The organism is Nitratireductor sp. CH_MIT9313-5, from assembly GCF_037029545.1.
GTDB lineage: Bacteria > Pseudomonadota > Alphaproteobacteria > Rhizobiales > Rhizobiaceae > Chelativorans.
On the sequence record NZ_JAYMER010000014.1, the window covers coordinates 642,082 to 658,415 of the forward strand.

10 protein-coding genes are annotated in these 16,334 nt (G+C 59.7%); 6 read left to right on the forward strand and 4 right to left on the reverse strand.

Annotated features, from left to right (window positions below; all coding sequences use genetic code 11):
- Positions 1-8 precede the first annotated feature (8 nt).
- Positions 9-1,790, forward strand: coding sequence for a glycoside hydrolase family 15 protein (locus WA367_RS10655; protein ID WP_336056718.1), 1,782 nt, complete (start codon positions 9-11; stop codon positions 1,788-1,790).
- The gene (locus WA367_RS10660; RefSeq protein WP_336056719.1) at positions 1,787-3,178 is read left to right on the forward strand and encodes an alpha,alpha-trehalose-phosphate synthase (UDP-forming); all 1,392 of its coding nucleotides are present in this window, start codon (positions 1,787-1,789) and stop codon (positions 3,176-3,178) included. The genes WA367_RS10655 and WA367_RS10660 overlap by 4 nt, the downstream gene beginning before the upstream one ends.
- Before the next feature lie 44 nt (positions 3,179-3,222).
- On the opposite strand, the gene WA367_RS10665 is transcribed toward WA367_RS10660, so the two are convergent.
- A complete protein-coding gene (locus tag WA367_RS10665; protein ID WP_336056720.1) occupies positions 3,223-3,405 on the reverse strand; it encodes a DUF3008 family protein in 183 nt (60 codons plus the stop codon).
- A 103-nt stretch (positions 3,406-3,508) separates the two neighbouring features.
- On the opposite strand from WA367_RS10665, the gene WA367_RS10670 reads away from it, so the two are divergent.
- Positions 3,509-4,387: an SDR family oxidoreductase gene (locus WA367_RS10670; protein ID WP_336056721.1), complete on the forward strand. Its 879-nt coding sequence runs from the start codon at positions 3,509-3,511 to the stop codon at positions 4,385-4,387.
- A gap of 56 nt (positions 4,388-4,443) precedes the next feature.
- Here the strand turns inward: WA367_RS10670 and WA367_RS10675 are convergent, their stop codons facing one another.
- A complete protein-coding gene (locus WA367_RS10675; protein WP_336056722.1) occupies positions 4,444-6,594 on the reverse strand; it encodes a 3-hydroxyacyl-CoA dehydrogenase NAD-binding domain-containing protein in 2,151 nt (716 codons plus the stop codon).
- Positions 6,594-7,982 (reverse strand): acetyl-CoA C-acetyltransferase, encoded by a 1,389-nt coding sequence (locus WA367_RS10680; RefSeq protein ID WP_336056723.1) that lies wholly within the window; start codon positions 7,980-7,982, stop codon positions 6,594-6,596. Before WA367_RS10680 ends, WA367_RS10675 begins: the two co-directional genes overlap by 1 nt.
- A 178-nt stretch (positions 7,983-8,160) precedes the next feature.
- Here WA367_RS10680 and WA367_RS10685 point away from each other — a divergent pair, with 178 nt between their 5' ends.
- The gene (locus tag WA367_RS10685) at positions 8,161-8,418 is read left to right on the forward strand and encodes a hypothetical protein (protein WP_336056724.1); all 258 of its coding nucleotides are present in this window, start codon (positions 8,161-8,163) and stop codon (positions 8,416-8,418) included.
- A gap of 20 nt (positions 8,419-8,438) precedes the next feature.
- Here the strand turns inward: WA367_RS10685 and WA367_RS10690 are convergent, their stop codons facing one another.
- On the reverse strand, positions 8,439-9,413 hold the full coding sequence (locus tag WA367_RS10690) for a YihY/virulence factor BrkB family protein (RefSeq protein WP_336056725.1): 975 nt from the start codon (positions 9,411-9,413) through the stop codon (positions 8,439-8,441).
- A 208-nt stretch (positions 9,414-9,621) separates the two neighbouring features.
- On the opposite strand from WA367_RS10690, the gene WA367_RS10695 reads away from it, so the two are divergent.
- Both WA367_RS10695 and WA367_RS10700 read left to right on the forward strand, forming a co-directional pair.
- On the forward strand, positions 9,622-11,526 hold the full coding sequence (locus tag WA367_RS10695; protein WP_442935575.1) for an autotransporter assembly complex protein TamA: 1,905 nt from the start codon (positions 9,622-9,624) through the stop codon (positions 11,524-11,526).
- A complete protein-coding gene (locus tag WA367_RS10700; protein WP_336056727.1) occupies positions 11,523-16,139 on the forward strand; it encodes a translocation/assembly module TamB domain-containing protein in 4,617 nt (1,538 codons plus the stop codon). The genes WA367_RS10695 and WA367_RS10700 overlap by 4 nt, the downstream gene beginning before the upstream one ends.
- Positions 16,140-16,334: the final 195 nt, after the last annotated feature.

The following is a 16,334-nucleotide window of genomic DNA, read 5'->3' on the forward strand; positions in this document are numbered from 1 at the left end:
TGCAATATATGTCGACACTCGACCTCGGCGCAGTGGGAAACTGCACCTTCTCCGCATTGATTGACCCCAAGGGCCGCATCGTGTGGTGCTGCCTGCCACGATTTGACGGCGACCCTGTCTTCAATTCGCTGATCAGCGGCGAGGAAGAACCCGGCGATGGCCTGTTCTCCATCCAGCTTGAGGATCTGGCCGAGACCGAACAGCATTACGATCCCAACACGGCCATCCTGATTACGCGCCTGCACGGTGCCTCCGGATCACTGGAGATCGTGGATTTTGCGCCGCGCTTCTTCTGGCGTGATCGCATGTTCCGCCCGCAGACGCTGGTGCGGCAGGTCCGCCCGCTATCGGGAACCCCACGCATCTCGGTACGCCTGCGCCCAACCTTCGCGCATGGCACCGTGCGCCCCCAAATGACGCGTGGCTCGAACCATATCCGTTATGTAGGGCCGGAGATGACCCTGCGTCTGACGACCGACGCACCGATCGACTATGTCCTCGACGAAACCTGTTTCAACCTCTCAAGCCCCCTTTCCTTCGTGCTTGGTCCGGACGAGACCCTGGACGGCGACGTGAGCGAGACTGCACGCGAGTTCCGCGACCGCACTGCGAATTACTGGCACAGCTGGGTTACGGGGCTCTCGTTGCCCTTTGAATGGCAGGAAGCGGTTATCCGAGCTGCAATCACACTCAAGCTGTGCACCTACGAGCCGACCGGCGCGATCATTGCTGCGATGACAACATCAATCCCCGAGGCGCCTGACAGCGGCCGCAATTGGGACTACCGCTTCTGCTGGCTGCGTGACGCATTCTTCGTGGTCCGTGCACTGAACAGCCTGGGCACCGTCCAGACCATGGAAAACTATTTCCGCTACCTCATGGATATCGTGGCGGATGCTGGTGGCGGCCATCTTCAGCCCGTATTCGGGGTTGGCCGTGAGGCTGACCTTGTGGAGAGCATTCAGGAAAATTTCGCCGGCTATCGCGGCATGGGACCGGTGCGTCTGGGCAACCAGGCACATGAGCACTACCAGCATGATGTCTATGGCAATGTGATCCTTGGCGCCGCGCAGATCTTTTTCGACCAACGCATCCGCATGCAACCAAGCCTGACTGATTTCCGCCTGCTGGAACAGGCCGGAGAACAGGCCTACAAGCTGCATAACGCACCCGATGCCGGCATGTGGGAACTGCGTTCACGCTCGCGCGTTCACACATCGTCCAGCCTTATGTGCTGGGCCGCATGTGATCGACTGGCGCATATCGCCCACCGAATTGGAGAAACCTCTCGTGTTCGTTACTGGCGAGACAGGGCAGACGAGATCAAGGCCCGGATTCTTGCAGAAGCGTGGTCCGAGAAGCGTCAGGCCTTTGTCGAGAGCTTCGGCGGCGAGACCCTCGACGCCAGTGTGCTCCTGATGACGGAGGTCGGCTTCATAGATCCCAAGGACCCGCGCTATGTCAGCACGGTCGACCAGCTTGAAAAGCATCTGTCGGACGGCCCCTATATGCTGCGCTATGAAGCCGCCGACGACTTCGGCAAGCCGGAAGTCTCCTTCAACATCTGCGCGTTCTGGCGCCTTGATGCACTGGCCCGCATCGGCCGCAAGGATGAGGCCCGCGAACTATTCGAGACGCTGCTCAAGACGCGCAATTCGCTTGGTATGCTCTCGGAGGACACGCACCCCGTAACCGGCGAAATGTGGGGCAACTACCCGCAAACCTACTCCATGGTGGGCATCATCAATGGCGCGCGTCGGCTTTCAGCACCATGGGAGACCGTGGTTTGAGAAGACTTGTCGTTGTATCAAACCGCGTTGCGGATCTGACCAAATCATCCCAGTCGGGTGGACTGGCGGTTGGCCTGGCCGACTCGCTGCGCCAGCGCGGCGGCGTGTGGCTGGGATGGGACGGCAAGACTGCCGACACCAGCGAAAATCTGGAACCGGTTTCCAAGCAGATCGGTGATGTCACTCAGATTGTTCTGCCGCTGACGCGGCAGGACTATGAGGAATATTATCTAGGTTTCTCCAACAGTGTCCTATGGCCGCTGTTTCACTATCGTCTTGATCTGGTCGACTACAAAACGGTCTATCTCGACGGTTATCGCCGCGTGAATGCGCGCTTCGCCGATGCGTTGATGTCATCGCTGCGCGAAGACGACCTGATCTGGATACATGATTATCACCTGCTGCCCCTCGCAGCAGAGCTGCGCCAGCGCGGCTGCAAGCAGCGAATTGGCTTCTTCCTGCACATCCCGCTGCCACCGCCGGAGATCCTTTCAGCTGTTCCGCGTCACCGGTGGCTGGTGGAAAGCCTGCTTCAGTTCGACGTGATCGGCCTGCAGTCTCAGACGGACCTGAACAATCTGCAGCACTATGTCGAACAGCATCTTTCCAGCACCATGACCGGCGACGGACGTTTCCAGTGGGGCGACCGCGAAGTCATAGCTGGCGTATTCCCGATCGGCATTGATGTCGATGCCTTTGTGGAAATGGCTGAACGCCCTAATGATGAAGTGCTGATCGAAACCCGTCGCCGAGAGATACTGGGTCGTCGGCAGGTTATCGGGGTGGATCGTCTCGACTACTCGAAAGGCCTCCCAGACCGCCTTCGCGCTTTTGCTCGCCTGCTGGAACTCTACCCGGAGATGCGCAAATCCGTAGCACTCATGCAGATCGCAACGCCCACGCGTGAAGAAGTTGAGGCATATGTGGAGATCCGCACCGAGCTTGAAGCGCTATCCGGCGCGATCAATGGCAGATTTGCGGATTTCAACTGGACGCCCGTGCACTACATTCACGGCACCGTTCCCCGTGACGCGCTCGCCGCATTGTTCAGATCAAGTCAGGTCGGTTTCGTCACCCCGCTGCGAGACGGAATGAACCTTGTCGCGAAGGAATATATCGCGGCGCAGTCTATGGATAATCCTGGCGTTCTGGTTCTCTCGAAATTCGCAGGCGCCGCAGAGGACTTGCGCGAGGCCCTGATCGTCAATCCCTATGATGTGGACGACATGGCACGCAACCTGTGCCGCGCCCTCACAATGCCGCTTGATGAACGACAGGACCGGCAGCGCGCGTTGATGGAGCGCATCCGCAAGCGCGACAATGCAAGCTGGCTGAACAACTTCCTCGCGACGTTGGAACACAGCAAGTCACCCCCGCCACTGGACTGAAAAGAAGCCCGCCTCACCAGCGGGCTTTATGATGCTGTGAAGGATCAGTCCTTCTTCTCCGGCAGATCCTTGCGATCGGTCTCGGCCAGCTCTTCAAGTTCCTTCTCGGTCATGGAATCTTCCATGTCCTTGGATGCGCCTTTCAACTTCGACTTGGGCATGTCGCCACGCTTTGCAGCAAGTGCCGCACCTGCCGCTTTTTGCTGTGCCTTGGACTGTGCTGGCATCTTAGCCTCCTTTGTTTCCTCTCCAGGACAATCGTGATTGCCCGGCCATTGTTCCCACTACTCGTGATGGAACTCGCCGACATGGCGCCGGGTTGGGTCAGCGATGTCGTTTCCCAACAACGAGGACCTGAAGATGAACCAGCACATGCCTGCACAGCATCAAGAACATCAGCCGGGCGACGAGCATGAAATGCATCCTCAGCCGGACTATGAGCCCCGCTTCAAAGGCTCGGACCGACTGAAGGGCAAGGTCGCCGTGATTTCAGGCGCGGATTCTGGGATTGGCCGCGCGACGGCCGTGCTCTTTGCACGCGAAGGTGCCGACATCGCATTCTTCTACAAGGACGAGCATGAGGACGCGAAGGAAACTGTCCGTCTCGTCGAGGCAGAAGGCCGCAAGGCACTCGCAAAGGCCGGCGATATCGCAGATCGCGCTGCCGTCTTTGCCTTCGTTGAGGAAGTTCTGCAGAAATTCGGCAAGATCGACATTCTGTTGAACAATGCTGCCGAACAGCATTACCAGGAGGCTTTCGAAGATATTCCCGAAGAACAGTTCACTCGCACCTATCAGACCAATGTCTTCGGCGCATTCCACCTCACCCAGGCCACACTTCCTCATTTGAAGGAAGGAGCGTCGATCATCGTCACCACCTCGATCACTGCTTATAAGGGGCAGGACGTGCTGATGGACTACGCCACGACCAAAGGCGCGCTTCTTGCCATGGTTCGTGCATTATCGGGCAGCCTTGCGTCCAAGGGCATCCGCGTCAACGGTGTGGCGCCGGGTCCAATCTGGACCCCGCTCATCCCGGCCTCATTCCCTGCCGAACAGGTCAAGGAATTCGGGACGAACACGCCGCTTGGCCGTCCCGGTCAACCCAATGAGGTAGCACCCTGCATGCTCTTCCTGGCATGCGAGGATTCCTCATATATGACCGGGCAGGTGTTGCATCCGAATGGTGGCACGCCGATCGGCGGCTAATCCGAGGTTATCTACACAAAGGCCCGGCGAGAGATCGCCGGGCCGTTGGTTTTGCCTCAGTCCTGGGCATCAGGCTTGAGCCTGCTCCAGCCTTCATCGGGCATGAACCTTTGCCCGTACTTTTCCTGAAGTGTGGCGAGCTTCGCGACGATCTCACCGACCCCCCTTGTGCGCGCATAATGCATGGGACCACCTGTGAAGGGAGCAAAACCGGTGCCGAATATCATGGCGCCATCGATTGTCTCCTCGTCCTCGACCACACCTCGGCGAAGACATGCAACCAGCGTGTTGAGCATCGGCAGGATCATGCGATCAGCCAGCGCGGAAAGGTCTTCGCTGTCATCACTGCCGGACGCCTGTTTTTTGGGCTGACCCTTTTGGTCATAGCTGTAAAGTCCGCGTCCGGCCTTCCGACCCGTCTCGCCATTTGCCACATGCTTTTCAAGCCATTCAGGCACCGGTGGCAAGGGTCGTTCGCTGTCGGCATTCTGCAACATGCGCGCGACCTCCATGCAGATGTCCAGCCCCACACGATCGGCAAGTTCCACCGGCCCCATCGGCATGCCGAACTTTTCTGCTGCCCGATCAATCGTTTCCTTCGCCACTCCCTCGTCGATCAGCACGAATGCTTCGGCGAGATAGGGGAAGAGGGCGCGATTGACGAGGAAACCCGGCGCACTTTTGACGAGCGCAGGCAGGCGCGAAATGTCTCCGCAGAACGCCTGCACGCGCTTTAAGGTCTCCTCGGAAACCTGATCGTGCCTGACGACCTCCACCAGTTCCATCCGCGTTACAGGATTGAAAAAATGCACACCAACGAAGCGCTCTGCAGCAGGTGCACTTTCGCGCAGCTCTTCCAGCGGAATGCTTGAGGTGTTGGTCGCCAGGATGGCGCCGGGCTTCATCTTTCTGGCAAGCTCGGAGTAAAGCGCCTTCTTCACCTCCGACTTCTCGGCGACCGCCTCGATGACGATATCCGCGTTTGCGACACCCACGCCATTGAAATCGGGCATCAACAGGTCCAGCGCGTCGCGGCGTGCGATGCCGGAATGCAGCTTCTTGTCATAGAATTTCGACGCCCGCCCCACTGCGGCCGCGATGGCTTTCGGGTCCAGATCGCTCAACGAGACCTTCAGACCACGCGAGGCACACCAAGCTGCGATATCGCCACCCATGGTCCCTGCTCCGATGACATGAACATGAGCGATATCGCTCTGGCCCTTCGCCATCGCCTTCAATTTCTCCCGCAGGAAGAAGACCCGGATCAGGTTCTGCGCCACCTCACCGCTCAGCAACTGCGCGAAAGAGCGTATCTCGGCTTTCTGCGCGCGCTCCATGTCTCCATCCCCCTGCTCCCACAGATCGATGAGAGCATAGGGTGCGGGATAGTGGTCCCGGCTGGCGCGCTTCTCCACTTCCGCGCGCATGCGCTTTGCCGCCATATTGCGGGCGGGCCCGAGCCCCAGCAGACGCTCCTTCCACCCGCTTGCGAAACCGGACGCTTTCTTCTCATGCCGGGCAAGCCCGCCGGCGGCAAAGTCTGCGACAGCCTTGTCGACATGACGCTCCTCGATAACGGCATCGACAAGGCCAAGCTTTTTGGCCTTGCGGTCGTGAACAGTCTTGCCTGTCAGCATTATGGTCATGGCTTCCAGCGGGTCGATGAGCGCGGGAAGCCGATAGGTTCCGCCGAGCCCCGGATGCAGGCCCAGCAGCACTTCCGGCAGGCCGAACGTCGCACCGGTGATGGCAATCCTGTGATCGCAGGCCAGTGCAAGCTCCAACCCGCCTCCCAGGCAGTGCCCGTGCACCACCGCGAGCGTCGGGTAAGACGTATTTGCCAGCCGGTCGAGAATGCGATGCGCTTCTTTCATGCGCTCCTCGATCTGCCGCGCATCACGGACACCCCTGAAGTCGCGAATATCCGCACCAGCGGCAAATCCACCCGGCTTGGCCGAACGCAGAACGAGTGCCTTGGGACGCTTCTTCTCCAGAACGTCCAGCACCTCGCTCAACTCCTCCATCACCTCTTCAGACAAGGTGTTGGTACTTTCATTTTCCCGGTCGAGCACCAGCCAGGCCACATCGCTGCCGTCACGCGCCAGCTTCCAGTGGTCGAAGTCACTTCCAACCTGCTGTGCAACCGGTCCCAGTTCGATATTGCGATCCTTGAGCTTCTGCCAGACCGTCGCTTCAGAAATCGACATCACACCACCTCCAGAAGCATTGCCCCGCCAAGACCGCCACCAATGCACTCGGTCGCAATACCTCGCTTCATCTTCTTGCGTCGCATCGCATTCACCAGGTGGAGAACAATGCGGTTTCCGCTCGTGCCCACCGGATGTCCAAGGCTGATCGCGCCGCCATCCACATTGAGCCGCTCGTGGTCAATCCGCCCGAACGGAGCGTCGAGCCCAAGAACCTCGCGGCAATAATCAGGGTCCTCCCAGGCCGCAAGGCAAGCCAGCACCTGCGCGGCAAAGGCTTCGTTCAGTTCCCAAAGGTCGATATCTTCGCGAGAAAGCTCCCGCCGCTTCATGAGGGCTGTCGAGCACAATGTGGGGCCCAGACCCATGATGGACGGATCAAGGCCCGACCATTCGCTGTCTACGATCCGCGCCAGAGGCTTCAGCTTGTACTTCCGCACGGCCTCCTCGGACGCCAATATCACCCAAGACGCGCCGTCGGTGATCTGCGAGGAATTGCCGGGCGTGACCTTGCCATACGGCTTCTCGAAGACCGGCTTCAGCTTTGCCAGCTTTTCCATCGAACTGTCGGGCCTGACACCGTCATCATGGTCGAACAGCCGCCCATCCCTGGCGACCGCTGGTTCGACCTCGCCTGCCAGATAGCCCTCCTCCTGCGCATGGGCGAGCCGCTGATGGCTTTCCAGCGCATAGGCATCCGCCGCCTCCCGGCTGATATTGAAGAGATGACCGATCACTTCCGCCGTCTGCCCCATATTCAGCTCGGTAATCGGGTCGGTCAGACCCCGTTCAAGCCCGATCACGGGCTTGGCCATGTCCGGCCGGAAGGCACTCATGGCAGAGGCGCGATCCATCGCGGTCTTGGCGGTGGCAAAGCGCCCGAACCATCCTGCCGCCTTCTTCGAAAGTACGAGCGGAGCATGGGACAAGGCTTCTGCCCCTCCTGCCATTATGAGATCCGCCCTGCCCGCTTCGATGGTGCGGAAGGCAGTGTCGATCGACTGCATGCCCGAGCCACAGTTGATCTGGACGGTGAAGGCAGGCATGGCAGCGCCCATTCCAAGCCGCAAGGCTGCAACGCGAGCGGGATTCATCTCGTCGGCGATTACGTTCACGCAGCCCAAGATCACGCTGTCGAATGCATCTGCTGCGAAGGGCTGCCGCGCCAGGAGCGGTCGTCCGCACTGGACGGCAAGATCAACAGGCGTGAAAGGCCCTGGCTCTCCCCGCGCCCTGAGAAACGGAGTACGCGAGCCATCGATCACATAGACTGGTCGATCTCCAGCCTGTGGCGTGTTCACCGTTGTGGTGGTGCGCCTGGCTGCAGGTCTGCGCGAAGCACTGCGGCGCGCCGCAGGCTTGGAAGTCGTCTTGGGAGTTACGGCCATGAATATCACCCTGATTGCGGCTGAGGGTTACCCCGCCTGCATATTAGGGCATAGATGAGCGTCCTCAACCACAATGCGATCGACCGCGACAAAGATCGCAGAAAATTGGCATCACGGCGAAACCGCGCAGACTGCGGAACGTTGCCTGTTCATGACAACTCAACCGAGGAGCACGATCATGAGTCAGGAAAACAAGGCGCGCGGTCTCGACAAACCCGCAAAGGATCTGCGCGAAACCGATCTCGCCAACCAGAAGATGGGCGATAACGACTTGAACGCCAATGATCAGGCAAATGTGCGCAATCAGAGGCATGCCCAGCCCGACGCAAAGCGTGAGGCCGATGGCGTGACTGAAAGCTTTGAGAAGCTCGACAAGGACAAGCGCGCTCGCGAGGATCTTGGCAAGGGCAACCGCGAGACACCCGCAGACGAATAGTCAATCATCATCCCGCGGCGTCAGCCGCGGGATTCTCCTACCGTATCCGCCATCACGGCTCCACGCTTTCCAATCGGATCATCCGGCCCAACGGTCGTGTCACGCATGGTCTGGTGTTCGATCTCAGAGTTCAGCTCTGCGCCAATCAGCAGAATCATGACAGAGATCCAGGTCCACATCATGAAGCCGATCACAGCCCCGAGGGAGCCATAGGTGGCATCGTAATTGGCGAAGTTCTGCAGGTAGAACGAGAAGCCTATTGAAGCGACGACCCAGACAAATGTGGCCAGCCCTCCTCCCCAGGTGATCCAGCGCCAGTTGGCTCTGCTACGGCTCGGACCGTAGCGATAGATGACCGAGATGCCCCCTGCGATGACGATGAACAGAAGCGGCCAGCGCAAGATACGGATCAGCGGCTCGGCAATCCCTTGGAGGTTCACGAAAGCCAGAACTGCCGGAACCACGCCAACCGAGACAATCAGAAAAATGCCGATCAGCATCCCGCCCAGCGTGAAACCGAGGCTCATGATATTCAGCTTTATGAAACCGCGCTTTTCTTCTTCGTCATAGGCAATGTTCAATGCCTGGAAGAGCGTCTTCATGCCCGCATTCGCACTCCAAAGGGCTAGCAGAAGGCCGAGAATAAAGCCGAAGGAAAGTGACTGGGCGTCCTGCGAGGCAAGGCGGTCGAGCTGTTGCTGAATCAGGTCCAGACCGCCGCTGGGAAGCATGCCGCCAAGAAATGCAACATGATCGGCAACAGTGCTTGGATCCGCGACGAACCCGTATAGCGACACGAAAGCCGCTAGTGCCGGAAAAAGAGCAAGGAGGAGATAGAAGGTCGTACCGGCAGCAACCAGCGTCACCCGGTCATCGGCTATTTCCTCATAGACGCGCCAGAGGATATCTTTCCAGCCGGATTTTGGAATTTGGGAAGGTGATCTTGCGTCCCTGCCACGCTCCTTCGGGATGGTATCTTGTTCCTGCTTTGTCATGTCCCTTGCCTCCGCGGACGCGAAAACGCCTCAAACGATTGTTGAACTGGCCACACGATCTGGGCTAGCAAATCGATGCAGCACCTGTTTTGCCAATTCCTGAAGCTGGAACAGGTTGCATGGAGAAGGGGGCGAGCCTTCCTCATGCGCCCGATTTTACGGGTAATCGAGTACGCGATCGGGGAGGAACGACTTGCAGCACGGTAGGATGACAGGCTTTGGCCGCGCACAGCTTTCAGCGCGTCTGCTCCTGGCTGCAGGCATCGCCGCTGCCCCATTGCCAGCATACGGCTTCGAGCTGTTTGGCATGAGGCTTTTTGGCAAGGAAAAGCAGGAAGAGATCGACACGATCGGCACACCGCAGGACTATGCGGTGGAGTTTATTGTCGATGGACCGGATGATGACATTGCAGCAGAGCTCAAGAAAGCCTCCAATCTCTGGCAGGACCGCGATGAACCGGCCTCCGGTGCGGGCGGCCTGATTGCAAAGGCACGCGGCGATTATCGTCGCCTTCTGAACGAGCTCTATGCCAATGCCCGCTACGGCGGCACGATTTCCATCACCATCAATGGTCAGCAGGCGTCTGAAATCCTGCCCGACAGCGAATTCCCGAACCCGGTTCAGGTTGTCGTGCGCGTAGACCCGGGGCCGGAATTCATCTTCTCCACCGCCCGGATCGAGAATGAAGCCCCACCGGCAGGTCCAGGCGACGAAGTTGACGTCGCCGAAGGATTTGCCCGAGGCCTCCCCGCCCGTTCAGGCGCCATCATCAAGGCCGGCAGAGTGGCTGCGGAAGCCTGGCAGCAACAAGGTTATGCAAAGGCCCGCGTTGCGGAGCGTCGGGTGGTAGCCGCTCATGATGCTAACACGATAGACGCCACCATCGTCGTTGAACCCGGTCGATACGCCCAGTTCGGGGGCATCTCCGTGACAGGCACCGAGCGGATGAATGCTGAATTCGTCGCTCGCCATACGGGACTGAAGCCGGGGCAGGAGTATGACCCCGACGACATGGAGCTTGCACGCGAACGCCTTAACCGGCTCGGTGTATTTCGCTCCGCTCGCGTTGAAACGGCCGAAACGATCGGCGAAGATGGTGCGCTTCCGGTCAATGTCATCGTACAGGAACGCCTGCCACGTCGCTTCGGCGTGGGCGGCTCCTTTTCAACCGTTGATGGGCTGGGTCTTGAAGCCTACTGGCTCCACCGCAACCTGTTCGGCCGCGCCGAAAGCCTGCGCATCGAAGGCAAGGTGGCAGGTATCGGCGAGAGTATCGATCCCCGAGACTTCACCTATCGTCTTGGCGGAACCTTCACCCGCCCGGGCATCTATCTCCCCGAGACCGATTTCGTCGCGTCGCTCTATGGAGAGCGCGAAGTTCTGGACGCCTATACGCGCACGGGTGTGACCGGTGAAATGGGTGTCACGCATCGCTTCACGCCGGACCTTTCCGGGCGCATATTCGCCAATGGCGGCTGGGCAAGGTTTGAAGATGACTACGGAACGCGGGAATTCACGACTGCCGGGCTCCTCGGGGGCCTGACCTACGACACCCGTGACAATCCGGCAGATGCAACGGAAGGCTATTTTGCTGAACTGACACTCGAACCATATTACGAGTTCAACTATGGCAATGCGGCCTTGCGCATGGTTGCCGAAGCGCGTGCCTATTACAGTTTCGATGAAGAAGACCGTTTCATCATTGCCGGACGCGCCAAAATAGGCGCGTTGCTTGACCCGCCATCCCTGGAAACGCCTCCCGACAAACTCTTCTTTGCAGGCGGCGGCGGCTCTGTCCGTGGCTATGCCTACCGGAATATTGGCGTCCGGGACGGCGACAATTTGCGTGGCGGCCATTCGCTGGCGGAGGCCTCCGCAGAACTGCGCGTGAAGATCACGGACAATATCGGTGCAGTGGCTTTTGCAGATGCCGGCTATGTGGGCGCAGAAGCATTCCCCGATTTCTCCGAAGATCTGAAGATCGGCGTAGGCGCCGGCATTCGTTATCTTACCGGCCTTGGCCCGATCCGGCTCGATGCGGCCGTCCCGCTCGACCCCGAAACTGACGATCCCGACTTTGCATTCTATGTGGGAATAGGACAGGCATTTTGATACGCTTTCTCACCGCCCTCGCCTTCCTGATATTCACATTCGGCGCAGCCGCGCAGGAAGCTGCACCGGCGAGTGAGGAGGAAGAACGCTCCTTCTTCACGGCCTTTATCGAAGACCGTCTGTCGACCCCCAACCGCCAGATCCGCATCCGTGGCATTTCCGGTGCCCTGTCTTCCGAAGCGACCATCGAGGAAATCACCATCGCGGATCGCGAAGGCGTCTGGCTTCGCATCGAAAACGCGACCATAGACTGGGATCGCTCCACCTTGGTCCTGCGCCAGCGACTGGAGATCGAACGCCTTGCCGCAAGCAGGATCGAGGTGATCCGCAAGCCACTGCCTGAAGAAGGACTGCCCTCCCCCGAAGCTGGTGGTTTCGCGGTGCCGGAACTGCCCATCGCCATCAATCTTGGTGTTCTGGAGGTGCCGCTTGTCTCTTTCGGCGGCAGCGTTTTCGGTCTTGAATCGCAGATCGCAGTGGCGGGCAGCCTTGATCTGGAAGCTGGATCACTCGACACGGAGCTCAACATAACCCGGCTGGACGGACCGGGCGGACGCCTTGCGCTGGACCTGGCCTATGCGGCAGAGACCGAGCGGTTCGAGATCGACTTACAGCTTAGCGAGCCTGAAAACGGCGTGGTCGCAAATCTGCTGGGCATTGAGGGGCGGCCACCGGTGGAACTGCTGGTCAATGGCGCGGGTCCGCTGGATGGCCTCGATGTGGAACTGACGCTTTCCGTTGATGACGAGCGCGCCGTCGCAGGCACTGCGCGTCTTCGCCGCCGTGTTGAAGGCATCGGCTTCAACGCAGATGTTCGTGGCGAAATCGCGCGTCTCGTGCCCGAACAGTATCGCCCCTTCTTCGGCGCGGAAACGCAACTCTCTGCTGTTGGCGTGGCAAGGGATGCTGGCGGAATGCTCTTGCAGGATCTTACGCTGGAAAGCGGCGCGCTGAACTTCAACGCTGCGGCAGAAACCGCCAAAGACGGGTTCCTGACAACTCTGTCCCTGGATGCGACCATCGCTGATCCGTCTGGAGAACCGGTCCTGCTCCCAGGCGGCAATGGCGAAACGAAGGTCAAACGCGTCGATCTTGTTGCGACCTATGGTGAGGCAAATGCCGAACGCTGGCAGGCGCGTCTGATGGTGGAGGATCTGACCACCGCGGATTTTGCCGCCGGATCGACGCGGTTGGAACTGGGGGGACTTGCAGGCAATCTCTCCGAGCCTGCCCGGCGCAGCATCACCTTCGAAGCCGAAGGGTCCATTGAGGATATAGTTGCAGAACGCGCAGACATTGCAAAGGCACTGGGCGAGCGCCTGCAGCTTGCGGCAGAAGGTTCCTGGCGCGCAGGCGATCCGCTCCAGATTGCCAGCGCAAGCATCGAAGGCAACGGATTGTCGTTGAACACCACCGGCAATTTTGTGAAGGGCGCGTATGACGGTACGACCCGTCTGGAAGCGTCAAGCCTTGCGCCCTTCTCCGGCTTTGCCAATCGGGACCTAGCCGGTCGTATTGCCGTGACTGCACGTGGCCTGATCAAGCCGTTCAGCGGCGGTTTCGACTTGAATATCGACGGTGAAGCCACCGACCTCAGCACCGACATCGCACCGTTGGATGGTCTCCTGTCGGGCCGCACGCGCCTTGACGGCCGTGTCTCGCGAACGGAAGACGGCATTGAGACCGAAGAGTTCGTTCTTGCCAATCCACAGGTCGAGATACGGGCGAACGGCACCATTGCATCCGAGGCTTCTGATCTCGAAATAACTGCAGCGCTGACTGATTTGGCGGCAGTCAGCCCGCGTGCATCCGGTCGCCTTACGCTGGAGGCGACCACCAAGGGTGCCGGCGACGCGTTGGCACTTCAGGCCATCATGCGGACGGCCGATGCCCGACTGGTGGACAAGCGGCTATCAGACGCGACCCTGCGCTTCGACGGCACGCTTGGTGAGATCGCCCTTGTGGGCAAAGTCTCCCTCGATGCCTTTCTCGACGGAACGAGAACAACCGGCAGCGCGGATATTTCCGTCGCCGAAAGCCGGCGCGAGATTACCGATCTGACGCTCGAAGCAGGTGGTGCGAAGCTGGCCGGAAGCGTGGCTCAGGACCGCGAGGGTCTCTTCACCGGAAGTCTGGCACTGGACGCTGCAGAGCTGGAAACAGTCGGTGCCCTGCTGCTACGCGACATGGAGGGTGCCGCACAGGCACGCATCGAGCTCGCTCCGAGCAATGACGAACAGACGGCGAGCATAGAAGCCAAAGTTTCTGGTCTGATGGTCGAGAACACGCGTATTGGCTCTGCAGAAATAGAGGCACGGATCAGCGACCTTTTCGGCGTCCCGTTGGTCGAGGGTGATATTGCCGCGCGGAACGTGAAAGCCGCTGGCATAGACATCGCCACGCTTCAGGCAACGGCAGCCACGAGCGATAACGCGACAGATTTCAACGCCGATGCCAAGCTGGTCAATGGCACCGACCTAAACCTCGCCGGTCGCCTGAGCCAGACGGACAATGGCTATGTGCTTGCCTTGCAAAGCGCCGAGCTCGCAAAGGACAGCACCCGCGCACATCTCGTTGAGCCGACACGCATAAGCGTGGCCGGAGACGAGATCACCATCTCGACAACCCGACTGGACGTGGCAGGTGGAGCGATTTCGATCAGCGGTACGATCGATGAACGCCTTGATCTCGATGCCCGCCTTCAGTCTCTGCCCCTGTCGGTAGCAAATCTGGTTCGCCCGGACCTGCGTCTGAACGGAACGATCAGCGGCACGGCGACCGTGAGCGGAACGCGTGAAAGCCCACGCGCAGATTTCGAAATCATCGGACGTGATGTCGAGGCAGCAGCTTTGACAGAAGCCGGCATTCAGTCCCTCAATGTGGACGCCAGCGGCCGCACAACTGGTGAACGGCTCGAAATTGCGGCCAATCTGCGAAGCCCCGGTGGTCTTGGCGCGACCATCACCGGTACGGCACCCCTGTCTGCCGATGGTCAACTCGCACTGGATGTGGAACTGGCCGCCTTTCCGCTTTCGCTGCTCAACCGCCAGGTGCCCGGTCAGGATCTGGCGGGCACGCTGACTGGCAATGCGCGCGTGTCAGGCTCCGCAACCGACCCTGATGTTTCCTTTACGCTTTCAGCAACAGGGCTATCCGCCCGTCCGCTTGCCAATCTAGGCGCTACTCCCGTCGACCTGAGTGCCACGGGCCGCTATGCGCAGAATACCGTGAACCTGACCGCACTGAACGCTCAGGGGCCGCTTGGCCTTTCCGTGGAAGCGAGCGGTCAGATACCGCTAAGTGGCAGCGGGTTACGTGTGAACGCGCAGGCAACAGTGCCTTTGCAACTCGCCAACCGGCAGTTGATCAGCCGCGGAACACAGCTAACCGGCGCATTGCAGGCAAATATTGTTGCGACCGGCAGCCTTGCAGACCCGCAATTGTCGGGGTCGATAGCTACCAGCGATGCAGCTGTCATCGATCCGATGACCAATCTTCGCTTGAGCGGCATTCGCCTGGATGCGGCCCTCTCTGGCGAGACCGTGGTTTTGCGCCAAGCCTCTGCCAATCTGTCGAGCGGTGGCAGCGTCAGCGCGTCGGGGACCATTTCGACCAGTGCGGCAGCCGGTTTTCCCGCTTCCATCAATATCCGCCTGAATGACGCACGCTATACGGATGGGGACATGTTGTCCGCCACTTTGGGCGGAGCATTGAACCTTCAGGGGCCGCTTGCGCGGGACCCGCTTTTGTCCGGAAATATCGATATAGCGCGCGCGGAAATACTGGTTCCCGACGGGCTCGGCAGCAACGCCGCCCAGCTTCGGGTCCGCCACCGAAACGCTCCGCCCGCGGTCCGGCAAACGCTGAAGCGCGCGCGCGCGGAAGACGGGACCCCGATGCCCTCCTCCCGCCCGAGCGTCATGCGCCTTGATATAGCGGTAAATGCGCCTGCGCGCATTTTTGTACGCGGACGCGGTCTTGACGCCGAACTGGGAGGCTCGGTGCGGTTGACTGGTCCTGTCACATCTGTTCGCCCCGTCGGCGCATTCAGGCTGATCCGTGGCCGCCTCAGCATTCTCGGGCAACGCATAACCTTCGATGAAGGTACGGTTACGCTTGTGGGCGACTTGGACCCGTTCCTGAATTTTGTGGCGCGTTCACGCGGAAGCGACATTGTGGTCTTCATAAATGTCACCGGACGGGTTTCGGACCTCGACATTTCCTTCTCCTCGCAACCCGGACTTCCAGAGGATGAAGTGCTTGCGCGGCTGATCTTCAAACGCAGCGTGGGCGAGCTTTCTCCGCTGCAACTGGCGCAACTCGCTGCTGCGGCCGCAGAGCTGGCCGGTGGCGGCAACAGTTCCCTGCTCGGCTCCTTGCGCGAGGCAACAGGCCTTGATGATCTGGATGTGGTTACAGACAGCGAAGGCAATACAGCCGTTCGTGCTGGGCGTTACATTCAGGAGAACATATATCTGGGCGTTGAAGCAGGCGCCAAGGGCAGCACCCGCGGCACGATCAATCTCGATATAACCGAGGATCTGAAGGCCCGCGGATCGGTAGGCTCGGACGGCAACTCGTCGTTGGGGGTCTTCTTCGAGAAAGATTACTGACAACCGGGCAAAAAAAATGCCGGCTCAAAGCCGGCACACGGCACGCAGGTGTGTGGGGGTTGGGGGCGGGGAAGCGCGTGCCGTCATCGTGCTAACAACCTACTGCAGCGAAGGTTCCTTATTTTTTTCAGATTTTTTTCTGACCGGAACCGACTGCCATTTTGAGGCATTGAAATTGCGTCTGTAAGGAGCAGC

What these genes read in the sequence shown, in the direction of transcription:
- WA367_RS10655 (WP_336056718.1), top strand. Translation starts at nt 9, where the DNA reads ATGTCGACACTCGACCTCGGCGCAGTGGGAAACTGCACCTTCTCCGCA.
- WA367_RS10665 (WP_336056720.1), bottom strand. Translation starts at nt 3,405, where the DNA reads ATGCCAGCACAGTCCAAGGCACAGCAAAAAGCGGCAGGTGCGGCACTT.
- WA367_RS10670 (WP_336056721.1), top strand. Translation starts at nt 3,509, where the DNA reads ATGTCGTTTCCCAACAACGAGGACCTGAAGATGAACCAGCACATGCCT.
- WA367_RS10675 (WP_336056722.1), bottom strand. Translation starts at nt 6,594, where the DNA reads ATGTCGATTTCTGAAGCGACGGTCTGGCAGAAGCTCAAGGATCGCAAT.
- WA367_RS10680 (WP_336056723.1), bottom strand. Translation starts at nt 7,982, where the DNA reads ATGGCCGTAACTCCCAAGACGACTTCCAAGCCTGCGGCGCGCCGCAGT.
- WA367_RS10685 (WP_336056724.1), top strand. Translation starts at nt 8,161, where the DNA reads ATGAGTCAGGAAAACAAGGCGCGCGGTCTCGACAAACCCGCAAAGGAT.
- WA367_RS10690 (WP_336056725.1), bottom strand. Translation starts at nt 9,413, where the DNA reads ATGACAAAGCAGGAACAAGATACCATCCCGAAGGAGCGTGGCAGGGAC.
- WA367_RS10695 (WP_442935575.1), top strand. Translation starts at nt 9,622, where the DNA reads ATGACAGGCTTTGGCCGCGCACAGCTTTCAGCGCGTCTGCTCCTGGCT.